Annotated in this window: 25 protein-coding genes; 2 read left to right on the forward strand and 23 right to left on the reverse strand. The window is 56.9% G+C overall.

What is annotated here, in order from left to right; all coding sequences use genetic code 11:
• Positions 1-124: 124 nt before the first annotated feature.
• From glmU to IDH44_RS24360, 13 genes are all read right to left on the reverse strand, one after another.
• Positions 125-1,525 (reverse strand): bifunctional UDP-N-acetylglucosamine diphosphorylase/glucosamine-1-phosphate N-acetyltransferase GlmU, encoded by a 1,401-nt coding sequence (gene glmU / locus IDH44_RS24300; RefSeq protein ID WP_190921413.1) that lies wholly within the window; start codon positions 1,523-1,525, stop codon positions 125-127.
• A gap of 156 nt (positions 1,526-1,681) precedes the next feature.
• Entirely contained in the window at positions 1,682-1,969 is a 288-nt protein-coding gene (gene spoVG, locus IDH44_RS24305; protein ID WP_190921414.1) for a septation regulator SpoVG, read from the reverse strand.
• Positions 1,970-2,098: 129 nt separating this feature from the next.
• Positions 2,099-2,491 (reverse strand): RidA family protein, encoded by a 393-nt coding sequence (locus tag IDH44_RS24310; RefSeq protein ID WP_190921415.1) that lies wholly within the window; start codon positions 2,489-2,491, stop codon positions 2,099-2,101.
• A gap of 22 nt (positions 2,492-2,513) precedes the next feature.
• A complete protein-coding gene (gene purR / locus IDH44_RS24315) occupies positions 2,514-3,341 on the reverse strand; it encodes a pur operon repressor (protein WP_190921416.1) in 828 nt (275 codons plus the stop codon).
• Positions 3,342-3,433: 92 nt separating this feature from the next.
• Entirely contained in the window at positions 3,434-4,288 is an 855-nt protein-coding gene (ispE, locus tag IDH44_RS24320; RefSeq protein ID WP_190921417.1) for a 4-(cytidine 5'-diphospho)-2-C-methyl-D-erythritol kinase, read from the reverse strand.
• Between the two features lie 187 nt (positions 4,289-4,475).
• Positions 4,476-4,658, reverse strand: a complete 183-nt coding sequence (locus IDH44_RS24325; protein WP_190921418.1) for a small, acid-soluble spore protein, alpha/beta type — start codon at positions 4,656-4,658, stop codon at positions 4,476-4,478.
• Positions 4,659-4,846: 188 nt separating this feature from the next.
• The gene (gene veg, locus IDH44_RS24330; protein WP_190921419.1) at positions 4,847-5,119 is read right to left on the reverse strand and encodes a biofilm formation stimulator Veg; all 273 of its coding nucleotides are present in this window, start codon (positions 5,117-5,119) and stop codon (positions 4,847-4,849) included.
• 126 nt (positions 5,120-5,245) lie between these two features.
• Positions 5,246-6,118, reverse strand: coding sequence for a sporulation peptidase YabG (gene yabG / locus IDH44_RS24335; protein ID WP_190921420.1), 873 nt, complete (start codon positions 6,116-6,118; stop codon positions 5,246-5,248).
• A 63-nt stretch (positions 6,119-6,181) separates the two neighbouring features.
• Positions 6,182-7,078 carry a 16S rRNA (adenine(1518)-N(6)/adenine(1519)-N(6))-dimethyltransferase RsmA gene (rsmA, locus tag IDH44_RS24340; RefSeq protein ID WP_190921421.1) on the reverse strand — a complete coding sequence of 299 codons (897 nt, stop codon included), beginning with the start codon at positions 7,076-7,078 and terminating at the stop codon, positions 6,182-6,184.
• A complete protein-coding gene (gene rnmV / locus IDH44_RS24345; RefSeq protein WP_190921422.1) occupies positions 7,071-7,658 on the reverse strand; it encodes a ribonuclease M5 in 588 nt (195 codons plus the stop codon). The genes rsmA and rnmV overlap by 8 nt, the downstream gene beginning before the upstream one ends.
• A 103-nt stretch (positions 7,659-7,761) precedes the next feature.
• Positions 7,762-8,910 (reverse strand): ubiquitin-like domain-containing protein, encoded by a 1,149-nt coding sequence (locus tag IDH44_RS24350; protein ID WP_397326838.1) that lies wholly within the window; start codon positions 8,908-8,910, stop codon positions 7,762-7,764.
• A 523-nt stretch (positions 8,911-9,433) separates the two neighbouring features.
• Positions 9,434-10,201, reverse strand: coding sequence for a TatD family hydrolase (locus tag IDH44_RS24355; protein ID WP_190921424.1), 768 nt, complete (start codon positions 10,199-10,201; stop codon positions 9,434-9,436).
• Positions 10,202-10,259: 58 nt separating this feature from the next.
• Positions 10,260-11,549, reverse strand: coding sequence for an HD domain-containing protein (locus IDH44_RS24360; RefSeq protein WP_190921435.1), 1,290 nt, complete (start codon positions 11,547-11,549; stop codon positions 10,260-10,262).
• Between the two features lie 273 nt (positions 11,550-11,822).
• Between IDH44_RS24360 and IDH44_RS24365 the strand changes: the two genes are divergently transcribed.
• On the forward strand, positions 11,823-12,077 hold the full coding sequence (locus IDH44_RS24365) for an AbrB/MazE/SpoVT family DNA-binding domain-containing protein (protein WP_190921425.1): 255 nt from the start codon (positions 11,823-11,825) through the stop codon (positions 12,075-12,077).
• Positions 12,078-12,195: 118 nt separating this feature from the next.
• Here IDH44_RS24365 and rsmI read toward each other — a convergent pair whose 3' ends face one another.
• From rsmI to IDH44_RS24415, 10 genes are all read right to left on the reverse strand, one after another.
• Positions 12,196-13,095, reverse strand: a complete 900-nt coding sequence (gene rsmI, locus IDH44_RS24370; RefSeq protein WP_190921436.1) for a 16S rRNA (cytidine(1402)-2'-O)-methyltransferase — start codon at positions 13,093-13,095, stop codon at positions 12,196-12,198.
• Positions 13,095-13,877, reverse strand: coding sequence for a tRNA1(Val) (adenine(37)-N6)-methyltransferase (locus tag IDH44_RS24375; RefSeq protein ID WP_190921426.1), 783 nt, complete (start codon positions 13,875-13,877; stop codon positions 13,095-13,097). Before IDH44_RS24375 ends, rsmI begins: the two co-directional genes overlap by 1 nt.
• Before the next feature lie 76 nt (positions 13,878-13,953).
• Positions 13,954-14,265 (reverse strand): initiation-control protein YabA, encoded by a 312-nt coding sequence (locus tag IDH44_RS24380; RefSeq protein WP_397326841.1) that lies wholly within the window; start codon positions 14,263-14,265, stop codon positions 13,954-13,956.
• A gap of 97 nt (positions 14,266-14,362) precedes the next feature.
• Positions 14,363-15,166, reverse strand: coding sequence for a PSP1 domain-containing protein (locus tag IDH44_RS24385; RefSeq protein WP_190921428.1), 804 nt, complete (start codon positions 15,164-15,166; stop codon positions 14,363-14,365).
• 4 nt (positions 15,167-15,170) lie between these two features.
• Complete coding sequence (gene holB / locus IDH44_RS24390; RefSeq protein ID WP_190921429.1) at positions 15,171-16,148, reverse strand: DNA polymerase III subunit delta'; 978 nt, start codon at positions 16,146-16,148, stop codon at positions 15,171-15,173.
• Positions 16,149-16,172: 24 nt separating this feature from the next.
• Positions 16,173-16,616, reverse strand: coding sequence for a YaaR family protein (locus IDH44_RS24395; RefSeq protein WP_190921430.1), 444 nt, complete (start codon positions 16,614-16,616; stop codon positions 16,173-16,175).
• Between the two features lie 23 nt (positions 16,617-16,639).
• Complete coding sequence (locus IDH44_RS24400; protein WP_190921431.1) at positions 16,640-16,969, reverse strand: cyclic-di-AMP receptor; 330 nt, start codon at positions 16,967-16,969, stop codon at positions 16,640-16,642.
• A gap of 105 nt (positions 16,970-17,074) precedes the next feature.
• Complete coding sequence (tmk, locus tag IDH44_RS24405) at positions 17,075-17,725, reverse strand: dTMP kinase (RefSeq protein WP_190921432.1); 651 nt, start codon at positions 17,723-17,725, stop codon at positions 17,075-17,077.
• A 46-nt stretch (positions 17,726-17,771) separates the two neighbouring features.
• Entirely contained in the window at positions 17,772-19,295 is a 1,524-nt protein-coding gene (locus IDH44_RS24410; RefSeq protein WP_190921433.1) for an aminotransferase class I/II-fold pyridoxal phosphate-dependent enzyme, read from the reverse strand.
• A gap of 149 nt (positions 19,296-19,444) precedes the next feature.
• Positions 19,445-19,630: a sigma factor G inhibitor Gin gene (locus tag IDH44_RS24415; RefSeq protein ID WP_190921434.1), complete on the reverse strand. Its 186-nt coding sequence runs from the start codon at positions 19,628-19,630 to the stop codon at positions 19,445-19,447.
• A gap of 122 nt (positions 19,631-19,752) precedes the next feature.
• Between IDH44_RS24415 and IDH44_RS24420 the strand changes: the two genes are divergently transcribed.
• Positions 19,753-20,382 (forward strand): transposase, encoded by a 630-nt coding sequence (locus IDH44_RS24420; protein WP_223869997.1) that lies wholly within the window; start codon positions 19,753-19,755, stop codon positions 20,380-20,382.
• Positions 20,383-20,532: the final 150 nt, after the last annotated feature.

Raw genomic sequence — 20,532 nt, forward strand, 5'->3', positions numbered from 1 at the left:
ATTGTGCCAATTGTTATATTGTTACCCATTGACCAAGTACTTTAACCACCGCATGCGTCTGTGTCACGATACATGGCTGCGATTGTTCAACCACCGCCTACCCAAGCAGCTCGCGATAACGGTGCTACGGACGACCTTGCTCCTTGCGCGCCTTGGCGCGATTGCGGATCTTGTCGGCGTAGCCGGGCTTGTTGACCTGGCGCTCCCGCGCGATCGCCAGATCGCCCTCGGGCACGTCCTGGGTAATGGTCGAGCCGGCCACCACGTACGCCCCTTTGCCGACGCGCACCGGCGCGATCAGATTGACATTGCTGCCGACGAAGGCGCCGTCCGCAATCTCGGTCAGGGACTTGTTGAAACCGTCGTAATTGACGGTAATCGCTCCGCAGCCGATATTCACATCCGCACCGACCTTGGCATCGCCGACGTAGCTCAGGTGCGACACCTTGCTGCCGTCGCCGAGCACGGCGTTCTTGAGCTCGACGAAATTGCCGAGCTTGCAGCCGCTGCCGAGTTTGGTGCCCGGCCGCAGATTCGCGTAAGGCCCCACTGTGCTGCCGGGCCCGATCTCCGCCCGCTCACTCACGGCGTGCCGGATACAGGCGCCGTCCTCCAGCACCGTGTCGATGAGCTCGGCCTGCGGACCGACGATGCAGTCCTCGCCGATGACCGTGAGGCCGCGCAGGACCGAGCCCGGATACACGACCGTATCCGCCCCGATGCGCACGTCCGCTTCAATATAGGTCGTCTCGGGATCGAGTAGGGTCACCCCGCCCAGCATATGCCCGTGATTGATGCGGCGGCGCATCGCCCGCTCCGCCGCCGCCAGCGCCACCCGATCATTGACGCCCAGCGCTTCGGCCTCGTCCGCGGTGCAATACGCCTCGATGACCTCGCCTTGACGCTGCAGGATGCCGATGACGTCCGTCAAGTAGTATTCGCCCTGGGTGTTGCGGTTGTCGACCTGCTCCAGCGCGGCGAATAGCTTGCGATTGTCGAAGCAATACGTGCCCGTATTGATCTCCTTGACCGCCGCTTGCTCGGGCGTGCAGTCCTTCTGCTCTACGATCCGCTCCACTTCGCCGCTCGTCGTGCGGATCAGACGTCCGTAGCCGGTCGGATCGGCCAGCTCGGCCGTCAGCACCGTCGCCGCCGCTCCGCGCTCCGCATGCAGCGCAGCCAGCGCCTCGACCGTCGCCGTCGTGACGAGCGGCGTATCGCCGCAAATGACAATCGTGGTGCCGTCGATCTCGCCGAGCAGCGGCTTCGCTTGAGCCACTGCATGACCGGTGCCGAGCTGCTCCGCCTGCAAGACGAATTCGGCCCGCTCGCCGAGCTTGGCCTGCACGGCTTCGGCGCCATGACCGACGATGACGATTTTGCGGCTGCATGCCGCTTCATCGACGACATCCAGCACGTGTGCAGCCATCGGCTTGCCGCATACCGGATGCAACACTTTATACAATTTTGATTTCATGCGCTTGCCCTTGCCCGCAGCAAGTACAATTGCCATGCGAGTTTTCACGATGCGCTTCCTCCCCTGTCTCGCCGGTTCTATATCCGCACCTACTATATCGTATTCGCCACCAAAAGAAAAGAGAGCCTGCTCGGCTCTCTTCCCGTTCCTGCCGCAACACCGCGTGCCGCGGCGTCATACGCCCCTTCACGATTCCAGTATGCGTCAAGCGCCTTCTACAATGGCAACTTCTTCTTCAGTAGCGGCCCGCTCGTATTCGGCGAGGACCGCGGCCTGAATCTTTTCCCGAGTTGTGGATGAGATCGGATGCGCAATGTCCCGGAACTCTCCATCCGGCGTACGTTTGCTGGGCATCGCGACGAACATGCCATTATTGCCATCGATGACACGAATGTCATGAACAACAAATTCGTTGTCAATGGTAATGGACGCGATCGCCTTCATCCTCCCTTCGGAATTCACACGGCGGAGTCTAACATCAGTAATCTGCACTTGTGTTCACCACCTTTGCCTATAAAAGACTTGGTGTATAATTCCACATCACAGTGCAAAATCCTTCTTATTTTTGGAAAAATAATGATGAATTCATAAAAAAAAGACTGGGATGCTCGGAATTCGATTTTATTCGACAAGAATCGATGCAATGACCTCGATTTCGACAAGCACATCCTTCGGCAGACGCGCCACTTCGACGGTTGAACGAGCCGGCTTGTGCGCGCCGAACGCTGCCGCATATTCCTCGTTAATCTCCCCGAATTGCGCCATGTCTTTTATAAATACAGTCGCCTTTACGACGTCCGACAAAGAAGCGCCGGCTGCGGCCAGCACAGCTTCCAGATTGCGAAAAACCTGCCTTGTCTGCTCTTGCACGCCGCCTTCGACCAGCTCACCCGCGGCGGTAAGCGGGATCTGTCCGGAGGTGAACAGCAAATTGCCCAAGCGCATTGCTTGGGAGTAAGGCCCAATTGCGGCAGGGGCTTGGTCGGTGGATACAATTTCCGGTTGGTTCGCCATCGGTTATCATTAGCCTCCTCTATCAACTGCGAAAATAATTGCCCGGCAGTACCGTCGTTTGCTTCGTTTTGAGATCAACGGCGGTCAGCTTGGCGAGCGAGACGTAATCCTCCAGCAGCCGCTCGTCCATTTCGACCTCGCCCGATTCGACGAAGACGCCTACGCCTGCAACAGTCGCCTCGAACTCGTACAGCAAATCCATCATGCCCTGAATGGTTCCGCCCGCCCGCATGAAATCATCGATGATCAGCACCCGCGCCCGCTCGCGCAACGCCCGGCGGGCCAGCGACATCGTCTGAATGCGCTTGTTGGAACCGGAGACGTAATTGATGCTTACCGCCGAGCCTTCGGTCACCTTATTGTCCCGACGAACGATGACGACCGGCAGGTTCAGATACGTGGCCGTTGCGTAGGCGAGCGGGATGCCCTTGGTCTCCACGGTCATGATGACATCGAGCTGCCGGTCTGCGAAGACGGTTGCAAACATGCGGCCGACATCGTTCATGAGCGAGGGCTGACCCAGCATGTCCGTCATGTAGAGGTACCCGCCAGGCAGCACGCGTTCGGGCTGCTCCAGTTCGCGGCAGATGCCCTTGATGATCCCGAGCGCCTCGGTTTTGTCCATCTTGGGCAGAAACTTGACCCCGCCCGCGGCGCCCGCAAGCGTATGCAGCTCGCCGAGCCCTTCCTCCTCAAACACTTCCTTGATAATGGCAAGATCCTCGCTGATCGACGATTTAGCAGATTGATAACGATCCGCGAACGCTGTCAGCGAAACTAACGTATGGGGGCGAGCCAGCAAATATTGGGTCATTTCTACCAACCTGGCGCTCCTCTTCAACTTCCTCACGACATCTCCCCCTGTAAAACCCGAATGTTATATAGTCAATATAACATTTTTATACGGTTTTTTTCAAGACGGAGAACAAAACTATGACGAATCTATGTAAGCATTCTTACCACGTACACTTCCTTGCAATATCCGCGCAGCCCGTTATAGATGCGCTCGGCCTTCGCTTGCTTGGCCACCAGCCCGAATACCGTCGGCCCGCTGCCGGACATCAGCACCCCGTCGGCGCCGAGCTGTCGCATGCTGCTGCGCAGCTGCCGCACCTCGGGATAAAGCGACAGCGTGACCGATTCCAATACATTGCCGAGCGCATCGCACATGGCGGTGAAGCTGCCGCCTTCGATGGCCGCCATCATGCGCGCGAGCGAGGGATGCGTATTGAGTTGATTGACGCGAAAGCGGCCGTAGACGTCGGCAGTCGAGACGTTGATCGGCGGCTTGGCTAGAATGACCCAGCATTGCGGCGGATTGCCGATCCGCTGCAACAGCTCGCCTCTACCCGTGGCCAAGGCGGTCCCGCCCGTCACGCAGAATGGCACGTCCGAGCCGAGCTCGCCGCCCAGGCGGCTCAGCTCGTCCAGTGGAATGCGCAGCCCCCAGAGTCGATTGAGGCCCCGCAGGGTTGCGGCTGCGTCGCTGCTTCCGCCTGCCAGACCGGCAGCCACAGGGATCTTCTTGTCCAGGTGTATGTAGACCCCTTTGGGCACCCGATAGCGCTCCTTGATGAGCCGTGCAGCCTGGAAGGCCAGATTTTTCTCATCGAGCGGAATATACCCGGCTTGACTGGAGATGACGATCGTATCCCGCTCCAGCTCCTCCATTTCGAGCCGGTCGAACAGATCGACCATGGTCATGACCATTTCGACCTCGTGAAAGCCGTCTTCGCGCTTGCGGAGCACGTCGAGCAGCAAGTTGATTTTGGCCGGCGCTTTTTCGTAAATTTTCATTCGCTGTCCACCCGATCGTTATGCATAAGAATGCTCATATTATACCAAATGAAAACAAGAAAAGCTAAGCTGCATCTCCTCCCCTACGCGGGCGGCGCGCTTAGCTCAAAAAAATATGCGGCGCAATGACGGCCAATCGCCCGCTGCGCGCTGTAAAAATAACGTCCGACCCCGCCCGTTTTGGGAGCTAGGGGCGCTGCTTCGCTGCGGATTGCTCGGCCAGCTGGATGGCACGCTTGACCATGTTTCCCGCATCCTTGGCCTTGATCCCGCCCCAACCCTCCTTTTGCACGGTATCGTAGAAGCCGAGGTCTTTCGCCAGCTCATTTTTCAGTCCTTCGCTCATCATGCCTCTGCGTTTTCTGCTCATCGGATATGGGCCCTCCTTTTGGTCGTGATGTAGCTAGTATGCTGCCTCTGGCCAATGTTATACCCGGGCTAATAATGGGGCGTCCTCCTCGCCTGCGTCCGCGCATACCGGCGTGCGCGCAATAAAAAAGCGCGGTCGCATGGCGCCGCGCCGACCCGGATGCCCGGGCAAAATGGTGGCTGTGTATTTTAATGCACGTAGGAAATTTTGACTTGACCGTCATCGTTGCACACGGTCACTTCCACCGATTCCGTCAAAATATCCGCATAGCTGTATGAAACGCGCTTAAAAGCATGTTGATCTTGGTCAAGCTTTACAATGAACACAGAGGGGTAGATTTCTTCCAGTACACCGGTACGTTCAATGGTCTTTCGACGGCCACCGTTAGCTCGAAGACTGATTTTGGATCCGACATGGGCTTCCAAACTTTGTTTGATCTCCAACAGCGCATTTTTTGCCATTGTTCACAACCACCTCTTTCCTTAAACATTATAGCCAAAAAGAGGGAGCTTGTCAAACATGGCAGAATATTATATCAGTCCTCCAAAGTCCTTGTCAACGGGGTTTTTACCTTTTTTTGAAATGGGTCAGCCTGGAAGCTGCGTCTGAAGCGCACGTTTGGGCAAGCCGACCCGATACCGGCCCAAAGTCTCGATGCCGCCTACACCGTCGATCCCGCTAATCGTGCCGTTGATGACCTCCGGCAGGTTCATCGCCTCGCGAATCGGCGTATAGCTGGCTTTGATGGCAATATACACCGGATCCAGCGCATGAATCAAGATGCGGCCGGGCGAGCTCGCAAAATTGGCTCCCGCATGCAGCAGCGCCTCGAAATGCGACTGACAAGCGCCCGCCACGACAATCAGCCCGTCGCGCGTTTTTTCATAATCGCGGGCTACCCGGACCGCATCGACGAAATGCTGCGAATTTTTGTAGCTGGCCAGACTCTTCAAATCCATCTGCGGCTGATGCTTCAATACGCCGTCGTGCCCGGTAATGACGACAATGTCCGGCCGCAGCTGCGGCAAGAGCCGATGCAGCACCTCCGGCATCTGGGACTCGTGGATGTGCACGCCGTGCGCAGGCACGCGCATTTGCCCGTACAGTTGCATGCTCTTGCGCATATAGATCCCGTCTCCGTCAAGATGCAGCACCTTGCCCGGCAGCTCAAAATAACCCTGGCTCTGCCCGGCTGCTTGCTCCGGTCGCTCTTCCTGCCGCTCCGCCTCACGTCGCTGCCGCTCCATGCGCAGCACGGAGGCCGATGCTTTGATCCGCACCTGCTGCGTAGCGCCGACCCTCTCCGGATCGGCCACCTGCGCCAGATCGTCGACCGGAGCGTCGGCGAGCAACCGGTAGTCGGTTCCCTTGAGCACAGCGGTCCGATGCGTAATGGCGGCGATGCGGAACAGCACGTCGCCGCCGTATGAATTGCGGACTACCAGGTCCCCTTGCTTCATGGACTTATCACCTCTTGCTCTTATCCTATGGGCGGACGAGAGCAATGGTGAGCAGTTGCCGGACTATTCCCATCCTTGCGCCAGGATCGCATCGGCCAGGCGCGCAAATTCCGCGAGCGATAACGTCTCTGCACGGCGCGAGGGCTCGATTGCAACAGCGTCCAGCAACTGTATCAGCGCCTCTCGTCGGTCTTTGCCCGCGAAGCTGAGCAAATTGTTGAGCAGTGTTTTGCGGCGCTGGGCGAACGACGCCTGAACGACTCGAAAAAAGAACCCTTCGTCGGTCACGGCCACCGGAGGCTCCGGTCGCACCGTAAGCTTGATGACCGCGGAATCGACATTGGGCTGCGGAATGAATACCGTATGCGGCACCGTGCATACGAGCCGGGCTTCGGTATAATATTGCACAGCTACGCTGAGGCTGCCATACGCCTTGCTGCCGGGCGAGGCGGTCATGCGCTGGGCGACTTCTTTCTGAATCATGACGACGATATGCTGGAGCGGCAGGCGCTCCTCCAGCAGCTTCATCAGGATCGGCGTCGTCACGTAATACGGCAGATTGGCCACCACGCTCAGTCCGCTAGTCCCCTCGAATTCACGGGCAATCAGCGCGCGCAGATCGAGCTTGAGCACATCGCCGTGCACGAGCGTCACATGCGGCTCCTCGGACATGACCTCCTCCAGGATCGGCAGCAGCCGCTGATCGATCTCCACAGCCGTTACCTTGCCGGCGGACTTGGCCAGCTCCTGGGTCAGCGCCCCGATGCCCGGTCCGATCTCCAGCGCGCCCTTGGCCTTGTCCAGCTCGGCGGCCGCCACGATCGTGCGCAGAATATTGCGGTCGATCAGGAAGTTTTGCCCGAGGCTTTTTTTGAAGGCGAAGCCGTGCCGGGCGATGATCGCTCGCGTCCGCGCCGGCGTCGCGACCTCCGCGCCTTCGCCTTTTGCTTCGCTAGGCATGTCCTTGTTCCTCCTTGTCTTGTCCATCCAGCGCACGCTCCATTGCCGCGCATGCGCGAGCCAGCTCCGCACGCGAGATCCGGAACATGGTGCAGCGCTTGTAGAATTGCTTGCCGTTGGCATAGCCGATGCCGAGCTGATTGCCGGCGAGCAGACGGCGCTCCTGCGCGTTGTCGTGTACAATCAGACCCGCGGCCATCAGGTCCTCCCAGGTAACCGGGTCTTCCAGCGTCTGCTCGGCATCCGCATACTCCGTGCGTACGCGGCGAAGCGCTTCGCGGATCGTCTCGGGGCTGGCATTCTCCACCCCGATGTCGTCCTTGCGGCGCGCTTGCTCCTGCGTCACGAAGGCGTGCTTGCAGCCCGGTACCGCACTTGAGACGATGCGGCGTATGCGTTCGCCGGCGTGATCCGGATCGGTCAAAATAATGACGCCTCGGCGCTTCTGAGCGAGCGCGATGCGGCGCAAGACGGCCTCCCCGATCGCGGAGCCGCCGGTCTCGATTGTTTCCGCTTCGACCGCCCGCTTGATAGCGACCGTGTCGTCCTTGCCCTCGACGACAATGATTTCTTTAATCATGGCTCTTGTCCCTTCAGAAAGTGGAAAAAGAAGAGGCCGGAGCCTCTTCCCATTTAGCATAGTTTTGCCCATACTGCGATATGATGAATGCAAGCAAATGTAGTTAGCTCGACTTCGGCTTGTTCGGACCAAGCACATAGACCGTGAAGCCTTTTTTGCGCCCGAACTTCAGGGCATACGATTTGCTCTCGTAAAAAACGTCGATTTTGTTGCCGTTGATCGCACTGCCGGTATCCTCGGCCCGACGATATCCGATGCCCTCGATATACACCCACCAGCCGAGCGGGATAACGTCGGGATCGACTGCAATGGTTCGTCCCTCTTGCACCGTCGTGCCGGAGGCGGTAATGCCGTATTGCGGATGGTCTTCCGTTTTGCCCGTGGACTCTATGCCTGCAGTATAAGCGGTCAACGTCACATTGTTCAGCACTTTTTTGGCGTTGAGCGTCTCACCGCTTACCGTGACCGCGTCCTCGCTTTTGGATGGCGCGGACAAGACGGCCACTTCACGCTCGGGCAGCTTGGTGCCGATGGCCACGATCTGCTCGACGGTCTGCTGCTCCACCGTTTTCGTCATCAGACGCTGCGAGACGAGCGCGCCATCCTCGTATATTTTCTCGAATTCCTTTACGATCAGACCCTCTTTGCCGGTTTGCATGATTTTCTCTTTGCCTTTTTCCAACAATGGGTCCTCTTTTTTGACGACCTTGTACGGCATTTCATGCTCCGTTCGCCGGATCTCCTTGTCAACCCGCGTGACGGACACCGTCATCGCGTTGGTCAATGGCTCCGACAGGGCAGGCTGTACCTTGTCTAGCCCGTCCAGTTCAATATTCAGCTGTGCCAGCGCCGCCTGGACGGTGCGCGCTGTCGTATGAATCGACTTTTGCACGCCGTCGGCTTCGACGGTCACTTCCTTGGCATGGTTAATGACAATGCGGTCCCCGTCCTTCACCGACGCATTGAGCGGCGTAGACAATTCGTCATGCTCGCCGATCGCAATCGACTGCTCATCCAGCAAGCGCTGCATGACCCACTGCTTCGTCGTGACGACGTTTTCCTCGCCGTCGACCACGAGCGAAATGCTTTTGTCCGCCGTGCCATACAACAATACGAGCAACATGACCGTCATCGCAATCGAGATGACGGCGCTTAGCAGCACCAAACGCAAATTTTCATGCTTCCAACGCTTTGCGAAAGTCATGCTGGATGATCGTTTCCCATGGGAATCCTGTGATTGGAACTTACCCACTTCCTCGGTCCTCCTTCATAGCCCCGCCGCCAATTGCAATGCATGATAAACATTTTGACGCGACTATAAGTGGTGTAGCGTATTCGCACGCTTTGCATCGCCCTTCATGCGCGATCGATCGTGCATGTACACTGGGGTATGCGCGAAGCGCCGCTTGTACCGATCCGATCGATGTCGCTGCAACCGCCGCCTTGCTGCGTTCGATGAATCCGGCCTCAGCCGATTCCGCTTCATGATTCCCGCCATCTCCACCTCCATGGTACACCCTATGTGAGGGGAGCGCCCATTATTCGATCACGGGCGGCAAGAATCGCTGTGTCTTATGATTCATTGAATTTGGAAATCCAATACATGCGAAAGCTCTGAGAAGAATCATACCTTCTTTCGCCGTCCATTGTAAAGATGCTATAAAAGTCGATTATCGTTAATTTTCGGGATAATCCCGGTGAAATAAAGCAAAATCAGCAATAAAGTATACCTTTATTGAATCGATACGCCTTATTTCATGAAATTACTCTGATTTTCAGCTCAATCGAAAACATCTTTCAGCATTTTGAAATGTGATTTTTGAAATTTCTTCCACACTTTTTCCTTTTATTTCCGCTGCTGTCTGGGCCACAAGGCTGACATAAGCCGGCTCATTTCGCTTCCCGCGATAGGGGTGAGGAGCCAAATAAGGAGCGTCGGTTTCAATGAGCATACGATCAATTGGAACCCTTTTCATGACCTCTTTCGGCACCCGTGCATTTTTAAAGGTGAGCGGCCCGCCGAAGGAAATAAAAAAATTTAAATCCAAGCACATTTTGGCAATCTCCCAGCTGCCCGAAAAACAATGCATCACGCCGCCGATCGTCTCGGCATGCTCCTCTTTCAAAATACGCACCACGTCTTCGTGCGCATCGCGATTATGAATCACGATCGGTTTATCCAGCGATCGAGCCAGGCGAATCTGCTCGCGAAAGGCTTGCTGCTGCACTTCTTTCGGAGAAGTATCCCAGTGGTAATCCAGACCGATTTCCCCGATGGCCACCACCTTCTCGTGCCGGCACAGCTCGGCAATCCAGGTCAGATCCTCCGGCTTCATCTCATGCGTATCTGTCGGATGCCACCCGATCGCCGCGTACATAAACGGGTAGGTATCGATCAATTCCATTGTGCTCGGAATGGTCTCGCGGTTAAAGCCGACATTGATGATGCGCTCGACGCCTGCTGCCCGCGCACGAGCGATGGCCTCCTCGCGGTCGGCGTCGAATTTATGCGAATCCAGGTGGGCGTGCGTGTCGAATAGCATCTGGCTTCCATCCCTTTCTTCTATAATATATAGGCGTTGCTCCGTCCTCCGCTATCCTTTACAATCCGAACAATTCTCTTATGTGCTTCGGCATATATTCGGCTTTGTGCCGCAATTCTTCCTCCGGATAATACAAGTGATACCTCCCTTGATGCAGTCCGGTGATGGACCGGATAATGTCGGACTTGTCCGAAATTTCGGCCAACTGGTCGAATGCATCCAGCAGAACGATCGGCGGCCGCTCCCGCCCTTCCTTCGCGTCGGGACGATACACATCATAGGGCAAGTCGAACGGAAAATCAATTTCCAGGTGATAGTCAGGGTGCAGACCGAGCTCGGCGAAGCATTTGCGGATCGAGGACCACAATGCTTCATCCGGCTCTTCCATGGTTATATATTTGTATAATCGGCGATTTAGGAAGCGCCGGCACAGACCGGCCAACAATTCGTCGCGTTCGGCCATCCACTGGGTAAATACGGTCTGCGCCAGCGCTTCGTCCAGCTTCAGATAATCGTCGACCGTCAGCGAACCGTCAAACAATCGGCCAAACGGAGCAATCATAAATTCGAATTGGTAGCCGGACTTGTACAATTCCTTGGCTCGTCTGAAGATTTGGCGCAGTATGATCTCCGAGCTTCGTGTCACCGGATGGAAATAAACCTGCCAATACATTTGGTAGCGCGACATCAAATAATCCTCTACCGCGTGCATGCCGCTCTCCTTCACCACAATCTTGCCTTGATGCGGACGCAGGAGGCGCAAAATGCGCTCCAAATCGAAGGTGCCATAATTCACGCCGGTGAAATAAGCGTCTCGCAGCAAATAATCCATGCGATCGGCATCCATTTGGGATGAAATGAGATTGACCACAATCGGCTTTTCATACGTTTTACAAATAATAGAAGCTACACGTTGCGGAAAATCCGCAGAGACCGCGCGCAAGATCTGGTTGACCTCTGTGTCTTCCAACAAAATCCGGCATGTCCAATCCTCGTGATGCGTATCGAAGATTTGCTCGATCGAGTGCGAAAACGGGCCATGGCCAAGATCGTGCAGCAACGCTGCGCAAAGGGACACTTGCCTTTCCTCAGCCGGCCAATCGGGATATGCGTTTCGTTCAAATTGCGAAATGATTTTCCGCGTGATTTCATAGACGCCCAGTGAATGCGAGAAGCGGCTGTGCTCGGCGCCGTGGAAGGTCAGATAGGTCGCACCAAGCTGACGAATGCGCCGCAAACGCTGAAATTCCTTGGTGTTGATTAAATTCCAAATGACCTCGTCCTGCACATAGACATATTTATGTACCGGGTCTTTAAACACCTTCTCTTCCGACAATGATTGTTGCATGCGGTCACCTCGTTTCAGAAAATGTCGAATCCATTCCATCATTCGACACGAGTCGCGCAGATAATGTCGAATGTTGTCGTTTATCATTTGATTCTTTAGCGCCTTTACCTTGATTTATATGACTTCCAATTTCCACTAGTAATGCGCCAAACCCGCGGTTTACCTAGAAAAATTTTAGGTTGACTTATATGGGAATGGTTGGTATTATAGAAAAAGAAAACGTGGAAATTTGTCGAATGTTGACGAACAATTTGAGAGGAGCAAATATAGCTTATGATGAAGTCTACTGGAATTGTCCGTAAAGTCGATGAACTGGGTCGGGTCGTTATTCCGATCGAATTGCGCCGCACGCTTGGCATTGGGGAAAAGGACGCGCTCGAAATCTATGTTGACGGCGAGCGCATCATGCTGAAAAAATACGAGCCTGCTTGTATCTTCTGCGGCAATGCCGAAAACGTCACGTATTTTAAAGGCAAAATTATTTGCAACGAATGCCTGACCGAGCTGCCATCCCCTGTGACAAAATAAAAAAAATACGGTATAATAAATGTGAATGAATTTGTTAATTCTAACCTTTTTATACTCCTTCTTACCTTCCTGCGCTAGAACCCGGCCAGGAAGGTCTTTTTTTTGCCCGCGTCGTTGCTCACAGCAGCGCATTGTATACTTCGCGGCGCGTCATGCCCCGATCGGCAGCCGCCCGCTTCATCGCCTGCTTGCGATCTCCAAGCAGTCCCTCATAATGCGTCACATGCTGCTCCAGCTCCAATGCGGACCACCAGGCGGCCTCGGCCGGGGCAGCCGCAGAAGCGACTGCGGCCTCGGCGCCTTCCACCGCCAGACAGTACTCCCCGAGCGGCGGTTGCTGCTCCAGCCAGTCCAGACAATCGCGAATCAGACCTCTTGCGAGCTCCTCATGACGCTTGGTCAGCTCGCGCGCCATTACCATCCGACGATCCCCCCATGCCTCGAGCATCGCTTCGAGCGTCCGTTTGACGCGATGGGGCGATTCGTACACCAGGAGAGTGCCTTCTTGGCGTTGTAATCCCTCGAGCCAAGCGGCGATCCCTTTTTTGTCACGCGGCGGAAAACCCGCAAAGTGGAAGCGTTGCGTCGACAATCCCGAGGCAATCAGCGCAGACAAAGCCGCATTGGCACCGGGAATCGGCACGACGGCGATGCCGCGCTGCACCGCCTCGCTCACCAGATCTGCGCCTGGATCGGAGATTGCCGGCAGCCCGGCATCGCTCACCAGGGCAAGGCTTGCCCCTTCCTCTACGAGGCGCAGCAGCTCGCCGCCGCTCGCCTGCTTGTTGTGCTCGTGATAGCTGACCAATCGGGTATGAATCTCATAATGCGTAAGCAGCTTGCGCGTCTGCCGCGTATCCTCGGCTGCAATCCAGTCTACCTCCCGCAGCGTGCGCACGGCGCGGTATGTGATATCCTCCAGATTGCCAATCGGCGTCCCGACGAGGTACAGCTTGCCCGCTCCCGCGACGTCCGCTGTGCCGCTGGATCCGGATGTGAAGCTTCGTTGTACTTGTATCAACGGACGTCCTCCTCCTCTATCTTTATCGGCTGCGCATCCCCATAATAGATCTTCATAATCTCGTCCCGATAGCGCCGCTGGTCATCGTAGACGATGAGCGGAGGCAGCAGCCGCACGTCCGGCTTGCCGTCGCGAATCGCCTCCACGAGCACCATATTCGCCTCGGCCTCGAGATGGGGATGGACGAAGCGGATGCGCTTGGGCTCCAGCCTCACGCTGCGCATGGCGTCGATCAGATCGGCCAGCCGGGACGGACGATGCACCATGGCGACGCGGCCCCCCGTCCGCACGACACGCGAGCAAGCCGCGGCCACCTCTTCCAGCTTGCAATGAATCTCGTGCCGTGCAATGGCGACATACGCATTGCTATTGCGATCTCCTGTCTCCGGCGGCATATAGGGAGGATTGACGACGACCGCATCATAGACGCCATAGCCGCTTGTCCGGTGATAGGTGCGCAGATCGCCTTCGATCATCGTGAGGCGCTCCTCCAGGCCATTGAGCGCGATGCTTCGCCGCCCCATATCCGCCAGCCGCGGCTGCAGCTCGACTGCGTCGATGCTGGCCCCGGTGCGAGTCGACAGCAACAGCGCCACGACGCCATTGCCGGAGCATAGATCGAGCACACGACCGCTCCTCGGGACCGTAGCGAATCGGGCCAGCAACACCGCGTCCATGGAGAAGCTGAACACTTCCCGGCTCTGAATAATACGCAGGTCGTGGGTGAGCAGATCATCCAGACGTTCGCTCGGCAGCAGCGCTTCTTGAACGGGTTGCATCGCTTATCCTCCTTTCGTCTCTTCCGCAGGGCTTAATTTGCAAAAAGACCCGCAAGGGGTCTTGGAAGTGGACATGCTATTTATTGAGAAACGAAAGGCAGAACAAACAGTCGCCCTCGGTCCGCAAATGCCCGTAATAGACATTGCAAATGTGAAATCCTTCATGGTACAGGCGAGCCAAATTATCGTAGCCCTCCCCGACAGCAGCGGCCTCCGGCGCCAGCGGCGCCGGCGTGCCGGCAGCAGCGGGCGAGGGCTTTTGCCGCTCGGCCGCTTCGCCGGTCTCGCGCTTCAACACCTTGCGCAGCTGCTGGTTCTCCATGGTGAGCCGCTGATTCTCTTCCAACAAGCCGATGATCTGCTGCTTTACCTCATTTAGATCCTGCATATATTTCGCAGCAGTCGCCTCCAATTGCTCCATGCGTGTGAATAAATTTTTGTTTTCCACGTCCCCACCCCAGCGTCGTTCGCAAGATTCAGGCCGGTTATTTCAACACCACGTCATCATACGGGAGCTCCTTGGGCCGCCCTCCGGTATCGAAGAGCTGGACATATACGGATCGCGACGAGGCGTTGATGCCGGTCACCTTGCCCTCGCCATGCGACGTCACGACGACCCTGCCAATCGCAGGCATCTCTTCCCGAATGCTCTCGTAATTGTCATGCTCATACTTCAAGCAGCACATGAGCCGGCCGCACAGACCCGAGATCTTGGTCGGATTGAGCGAGAGATTCTGATCCTTGGCCATCTTGATGGAGACCGGCTCAAAATCGCCGAGCCAGGAGGAGCAGCACAGGATGCGGCCGCAAGGTCCGATGCCGCCCAGCATCTTGGCCTCGTCCCGGACGCCGATCTGACGCAGCTCGATGCGCGTCCGGAACACGCTGGCCAGGTCCTTGACCAGCTCCCGAAAGTCGACTCGACCTTCGGCGGTAAAATAAAAGATGATTTTGTTGCGGTCAAACGTAAATTCGACGTCGACCAGCTTCATCTTAAGCTTGTGGTTGTGAATTTTATCGACGCAGGTGCCGAACGCTTTTTTGGCAGCCAGCTTGTTTTCTTCCACTGCCTTGGCGTCGGCGCTGCCGGCGATGCGAATCACTTTTTTCAACGGGAGTACAACATCCGATTCACCGACTTGTTTTTGGCCTACGACCACTTTGCCGTATTCTATGCCCCGCGCTGTCTCCACTATGACGTGCTGCTCGGTGTCGACAGGATGCTGGGCCGGATCGAAATAATAGATTTTGCCAGCTTTTTTGAAACGAACACCGATTACGTTATACAAGAATTCAACCCTCCTGTAGGTGAATCATCATTTGCTCGAAAGCAAGCTGCGGGGCCACGTGGGCGCGAATGCGCGTCTGCGCCTCCAGTGCCCGCTCCATGCACGATACCCAGCCGGCGGGCGTCCGCGCATAGGCATGCTGGCCCATCCATTCGAGCTGATCTATAAAAACGATGCTTTCTTGCCTTCCGGCTTGAAAATGAATCATGTCCTTGTACCATAACAAAAGCAAAGGCAACAGATGCGCGAAGCGCTGCTCTGCGTTCGCCTTGAAGACCTGCTGCTGAGAGGTAATCATCGCCGCGGTGAATCGGGTCAGACTCTCCTTGCCTAATTGTATCACTACATTTCTTGTTTCTGCAAACGTCTCTTCTTGGATAATCGCGGCACATGCCTCGTAACCGGAGGCCAAATGGATGGCGGCGCGCGCCAGCACAGGCGAATGGCCGTCCGCTACCAGCTGCTCCAACAGCTCGGCGGGCGCGGGCGGCGCAAACGGCACCCATTGCGTCCTCGAGCGAATCGTCGGCAGTACCGCTTGTCCATTGTCGGCAATCAAGATGGCGACAATCTGAGCTTGCGGCTCCTCCAAAAACTTCAGCAGGCTGTTGGCAGCCGGCAAGGTCATCGTCTCCGCCTGTTCCAAAATATAGACCTTGCGGCCCTCTCCAGCGCTGCGATAGCCAAGGTCGCGCTGCAGCTGCCGAATCTGCTCAATCTTGATGGTCGCTCCGTCCGGCGCCAGCTGGAGCAGGCTCGGCTGGTTGCCGTGCTCGAACTTGCGGCACGACAGACACGCGCCGCAGGCATCGTCTGCGGCGCGCTCACACAGCAGCGCTTTGGCAAAAGCAAGCGCCAGCTGTTTCCTCCCCGTCCCGGGAGGTCCGCTGAACAGATAGGCATGCGAGACGGTGTCGCGCTGCAGCGCATGCTGCAAAATTCGCTTGGCCTTGTCTTGTCCGGCGACGGTATGAAATGACATGGCTTGCCTTCCTTTCACAGGCTGTCAGAATAAAAAGTTAATCAGCAAGCCGCGAATTTCGCCGACGCGCTGCAAAAGATCGATTCGGCCTTCCTCGGTCTCCAGCAGCTCCTCGCCCATTCGCAGCAGCGCTTCATCGACTTCCTCCAGCAGCCTGTATCGTTTGGTGCGTCCGCGCCGATCCCAGCCTCGCGTTTCCTTGAGTCCGACGCCGCGCCGCACGGTATCCTCCAGGAACCGCTTGACCATCTGCCGGTACAGCTTAAGCTCCCGCACCGTCATCGACTTGGCCAGCCGCTCGCCCTGCAAGTGAATGTCCTGAAGCTTGCGTTGCAGCTGCTCCTTGGTCCGCTCCTGTTCTTGCTGCCCCATGATATCGGCAAAATTCGGGGTCTGGGCCTGGCGCGCCCCGCCATCGGTTCGCAGGCGGTCCTGCCCCAGCGGCCGGAAGCCCGGATTAATTTTCATCGCCGACCGCTCCCTGCTTGACTTCAGTAATGTTCAAAGCGTTCCACCGGTACGACAAAAACCGCGGCGCCGCCTACTTGTACCTCTACCGGGAAAGGAATGTACGAATCGGTCGTCCCGCCCATCGGTGTGACAGGAGTGACAAGCTGGTCCCGTACTTTACAATTCGAACGGATGACCTGCATCACTTCATGCACCCGCTCGTCCTCGATTCCGATCATGAACGTTGTATTCCCGGCCTTGAGGAAGCCGCCGGTACTGGCCAGCTTGGTTGCACGAAAACCTGCGCGTACGAGCGCATTGGACAAGCGGTTGCTGTCTTTGTCCTGCACGATGGCGATCACCAATTTCATAGCCTAACCCTCCCGTTTCTCTAAAAGTATAGAAAGTATATGATTTTGCCTATCCTTGTCTAACTTTCGCCTTGTTCGAATTGAAGCCATTCTACATCTTATATATTATTTGACATTCATGTCGAGAAATCCTGCCTGATGCCGCTCCAAAGTGGCAATGACTTGCGCAAGCACCGCTTCGGGCGGCTGCGCGGCATCCACGCGGACGATTCGCTGCGGCTCGCGCGCCTGCAGCGCGGCATACCCGGCACGCACCTGCCGGTGAAACGCGAGCCGCTCCTGATCAAGCCGATTCACCTCGCGGCCCGGGGTCGCCATAATTCGCTTCAGTCCCAGCGCCGGGTCGAGATCAAGCCAGAACGTCAGATCCGGCTGTCTGCCCTCGGTCGCAAAGGAATTGAGCTGAAGCACCTCGTCGATCCCCAGCCCGCGCGCATGTCCCTGATACGCAAGACTGCTGTCCACGAAGCGGTCACAGATGACATCGCATCCTTGTTCCAGCGCCGGCAGCACCTTCTCCACCAGATGCTGGCGCCGGGCAGCAGCGTAGAGCAATGCTTCCGTGCGCGCATCCATTTCGGTATAGGCCGGCTCCAGGATGACCGCGCGAATCGCCTCTGCAATCCGTATGCCGCCTGGCTCCCGTGTCGTGATGACGGTACGTCCGGACTCGCGCATTCGAGCTTGCAGCCGCTCGATCAACGTCGTTTTGCCGGCGCCTTCTCCGCCCTCGATTGTAATGAATTTTCCCTGCATGCCTTTATCCGCTCCTTGTCCGCTCGCCTGAAGCCTTGAGATAGCCCTATTTTATCAGACCTGTTCGCGGATCACCATTGCTTTTGCATGCGTTGTGAGCGCAGGAGGTTACCGGTACGCGCCATTCGCCGTCGATCTTTACGAGGCCATGCACCGTTCCTCCCAGCGCGAGCATCCGCTGCAGCACCGAAGCGATGGATGCGGTGAGGCGTTCGCCGGCGTACACGAGCGGCACGCCGGGCGGATACGGTACGAGCATGTGAGCGGCTCGGCGTCCTACGGCCGCGCCAATCGCGACCGATTCCGTCGTGTTAGCGGACACAGCCGCAATCGGGGCAAAGGACACGGGTTCGGCTATCTCCTCGCCATGACGACGCATCAGCCCTGCGGCGTCGATCTGGGCCTCCGCAGACTCACCCCCTGCCGGCTCGAGGAAGGCGATGCGACACAGCGACTCCAGTAGCGCATCGACATCGCCCGCTGTCGTGCCGATCCCGACCAGCAGGACGACGTGCCGCGCATCGGCCATTTCCGCCCAGCAGCCATGCTCGCGCAATTGGCGCAGCAAGGCATAACCGGAGCCCCTGCGCGGCGCAATCGTCAACCGCAGCGGATCCAGACGTTGACCCTCGAGCAGTCCGTCTTCCTCCACCAGCTCATACTGGGGCAGCGCATGACCAATATGATCACGGAGGCGACGTGCCAATTGGACAGCCGGCTCGAACAGCGCCGCGCCATGCTCGGCCAGCATGGCGCGCGCCACGTCCAGCGAAGCCAGGATCGGATAGGATGGGCTGGAGCTCTGCAGGAGCGCCAGCGCGCGCGCCAGCGCTTGACGCGGTACTCGCGTCCCCTGCACGTGCAGCCAGGCGCCCATAGTGAGCACAGGCAGCGTCTTGTGCGCAGATTGGACGACCGCATCGGCTCCGGCCGCCAGCGCCGATGCGGGAATAGCGGGATGAAAGCCGTAATGCGCGCCGTGCGCCTCGTCAACAAGCAGCGGCATGCCTGCCCGGTGTGCAGCGTCCGCATAAGGACGCAGGTCGCAACCAAGTCCGTAATAATTCGGTGAGCTCAGCAGGACCGCCTTGGCTTGCGGGTACTTGCACAGCGCCGCCTCCAGGCTCCGGATGCCCGGGCCGATGGCCAGGCCGCTCCGAGGGTCGAGCTCGGGATCCAAAAAGACCGCGGACGCCCCCGCCAACGTCAACCCGTTGAGAATCGACTTGTGTACATTGCGTTGCACAATCAGCAGCTCCCCAGGTTCGCAATGCGCCAAAATCAGCGCCAGGTTGCCTGCTGTACTGCCCCCTACCAGAAAGTAGGTGTGGTCGACGCCGAACAACTGCGCGGCTGCCGCCTGCGCTTCGGCGATAATCCCTTGCGGATGATGAAGATCATCCAGTCCCTCAAGCTCGGTTGCATCCATCGCCATCATGGATTCGAACTCGGCCGCGCCCAAGCCTTCCAGCCACTTCTTCTGCCACACCCGGCCATACTGATGACCGGGGACATGAAAGCTGCGGGGCATGCCTTGCGAATGCCGAACCAAGGCTTTATAAATAGGCATATGCCGGTGCATCGTCATCGGTGCATGCTTCCTTTCCTTCTATGAACCAAACTTCTTCTATTGTAACGAATCTCCAACAAAAAAGCTTCCTGCCCCGGCCATCGCAACTGATTGCTCGCGATAGAGGCCGTGATAGAAAGCCAGTGTCATTATGCGTTTTTTTGCAGCCAAATTTGTTTTAACCGATGAATGAAAAAAGGATATTTGGCGTCTTGCACGTCCGTATTCACCATTTCAGCCTCGCAGCTTTCACAGATGAATTCGGTTACAATTCGGATCCCATCCTGCTTTTCGTTCCCGCAAATGATACACGTATGATCATGATCTTCATGCATTTGCCATCCCACCTTCGTTGGGCATTCTTCTCTTCCTATTATGCCATGTTTTCTAGCAAGATATACTTGTTTCATAGCCCATTTCAAATATTTTTATATGGTATGCGCGACGAATTCGTCCGGTGCGTCAAATTCACTTTTTTAATCGGATTCACTTTTTTGACCGATCTGCCGATATTTATGAAAGGAGCGATACATTTGGAACGACGGAGGATCGAGCTGTGGAGCGTTTATCAACTTTATCCAAAGATGCAACCTACTATCAGTACCAGCTCGTACAGAAAGTCCCTGTGCGCCCTGAATTGATCGCCAGCTATGCAATCATGGCGCTAATGCTCGGTGGGATGTTGGCGGCAGTCTACAGTGTCACAGGCATATTCGCGTGGTTGATCGGCCTGCCTGCGACGATGCTGCTGCAGTGGCTCATTGTCCGTCTGACCATGCTTCGGGTCGACGAGCCGGAGGATCGACGCTGGGGGTGGCGCTGGCGATTGCCTTGGCTTGGCTATCTGCCGATTCGATATGCCGAGCACGCATTAATGCGCCGATTGAATCGGCATTTGCTGGGACTCGGGCTGTCAGCTATCGCTGTTGCCTATCCTTGGGCATCCGAAGCGCTGATGATCAGCCTCGTAGCTTGGCATTGCTGGCTGCTGGCCCCGCGCCTGCTGCTGCTCCGCAAGCTGCGCCGGGCAAGACGCGACGGCGTCCTGCAGTTGCATGAACAAGAGGTGACTTTCCACCATCGCTAACAGTTGGCGATCGTCCGGCCATCGGCACCACAACACAGATCAAAAAACACAGCCCCTTGAGACCGAAATCTCAAGGGGCTGTGCATGGTTGCTCGGCGACGTCCTACTCTCCCAGGACCCTGCGGTCCAAGTACCATCGGCGCTGAAGGG

Source organism: Paenibacillus sabuli, from assembly GCF_014705605.1.
Lineage (GTDB): Bacteria > Bacillota > Bacilli > Paenibacillales > Paenibacillaceae > Paenibacillus_D > Paenibacillus_D sabuli.

Bases quoted from the DNA above. Each gene is read 5' to 3' on its own strand.
- IDH44_RS24310 (WP_190921415.1), bottom strand. From the start codon at position 2,491: ATGGCGAACCAACCGGAAATTGTATCCACCGACCAAGCCCCTGCCGCA.
- ispE (WP_190921417.1), bottom strand. From the start codon at position 4,288: ATGAAAATTTACGAAAAAGCGCCGGCCAAAATCAACTTGCTGCTCGAC.
- IDH44_RS24325 (WP_190921418.1), bottom strand. From the start codon at position 4,658: ATGAGCAGAAAACGCAGAGGCATGATGAGCGAAGGACTGAAAAATGAG.
- veg (WP_190921419.1), bottom strand. From the start codon at position 5,119: ATGGCAAAAAATGCGCTGTTGGAGATCAAACAAAGTTTGGAAGCCCAT.
- yabG (WP_190921420.1), bottom strand. From the start codon at position 6,118: ATGAAGCAAGGGGACCTGGTAGTCCGCAATTCATACGGCGGCGACGTG.
- rsmA (WP_190921421.1), bottom strand. From the start codon at position 7,078: ATGCCTAGCGAAGCAAAAGGCGAAGGCGCGGAGGTCGCGACGCCGGCG.
- rnmV (WP_190921422.1), bottom strand. From the start codon at position 7,658: ATGATTAAAGAAATCATTGTCGTCGAGGGCAAGGACGACACGGTCGCT.
- IDH44_RS24355 (WP_190921424.1), bottom strand. From the start codon at position 10,201: ATGCTATTCGACACGCACGCCCACCTGGATTCGCATAAATTCGACGCC.
- IDH44_RS24360 (WP_190921435.1), bottom strand. From the start codon at position 11,549: ATGCAACAATCATTGTCGGAAGAGAAGGTGTTTAAAGACCCGGTACAT.
- IDH44_RS24365 (WP_190921425.1), top strand. From the start codon at position 11,823: ATGATGAAGTCTACTGGAATTGTCCGTAAAGTCGATGAACTGGGTCGG.
- IDH44_RS24375 (WP_190921426.1), bottom strand. From the start codon at position 13,877: ATGCAACCCGTTCAAGAAGCGCTGCTGCCGAGCGAACGTCTGGATGAT.
- IDH44_RS24380 (WP_397326841.1), bottom strand. From the start codon at position 14,265: ATGCAGGATCTAAATGAGGTAAAGCAGCAGATCATCGGCTTGTTGGAA.
- holB (WP_190921429.1), bottom strand. From the start codon at position 16,148: ATGTCATTTCATACCGTCGCCGGACAAGACAAGGCCAAGCGAATTTTG.
- IDH44_RS24395 (WP_190921430.1), bottom strand. From the start codon at position 16,616: ATGAAAATTAATCCGGGCTTCCGGCCGCTGGGGCAGGACCGCCTGCGA.
- IDH44_RS24400 (WP_190921431.1), bottom strand. From the start codon at position 16,969: ATGAAATTGGTGATCGCCATCGTGCAGGACAAAGACAGCAACCGCTTG.
- tmk (WP_190921432.1), bottom strand. From the start codon at position 17,725: ATGCAGGGAAAATTCATTACAATCGAGGGCGGAGAAGGCGCCGGCAAA.
- IDH44_RS24410 (WP_190921433.1), bottom strand. From the start codon at position 19,295: ATGCCTATTTATAAAGCCTTGGTTCGGCATTCGCAAGGCATGCCCCGC.
- IDH44_RS24415 (WP_190921434.1), bottom strand. From the start codon at position 19,630: ATGCATGAAGATCATGATCATACGTGTATCATTTGCGGGAACGAAAAG.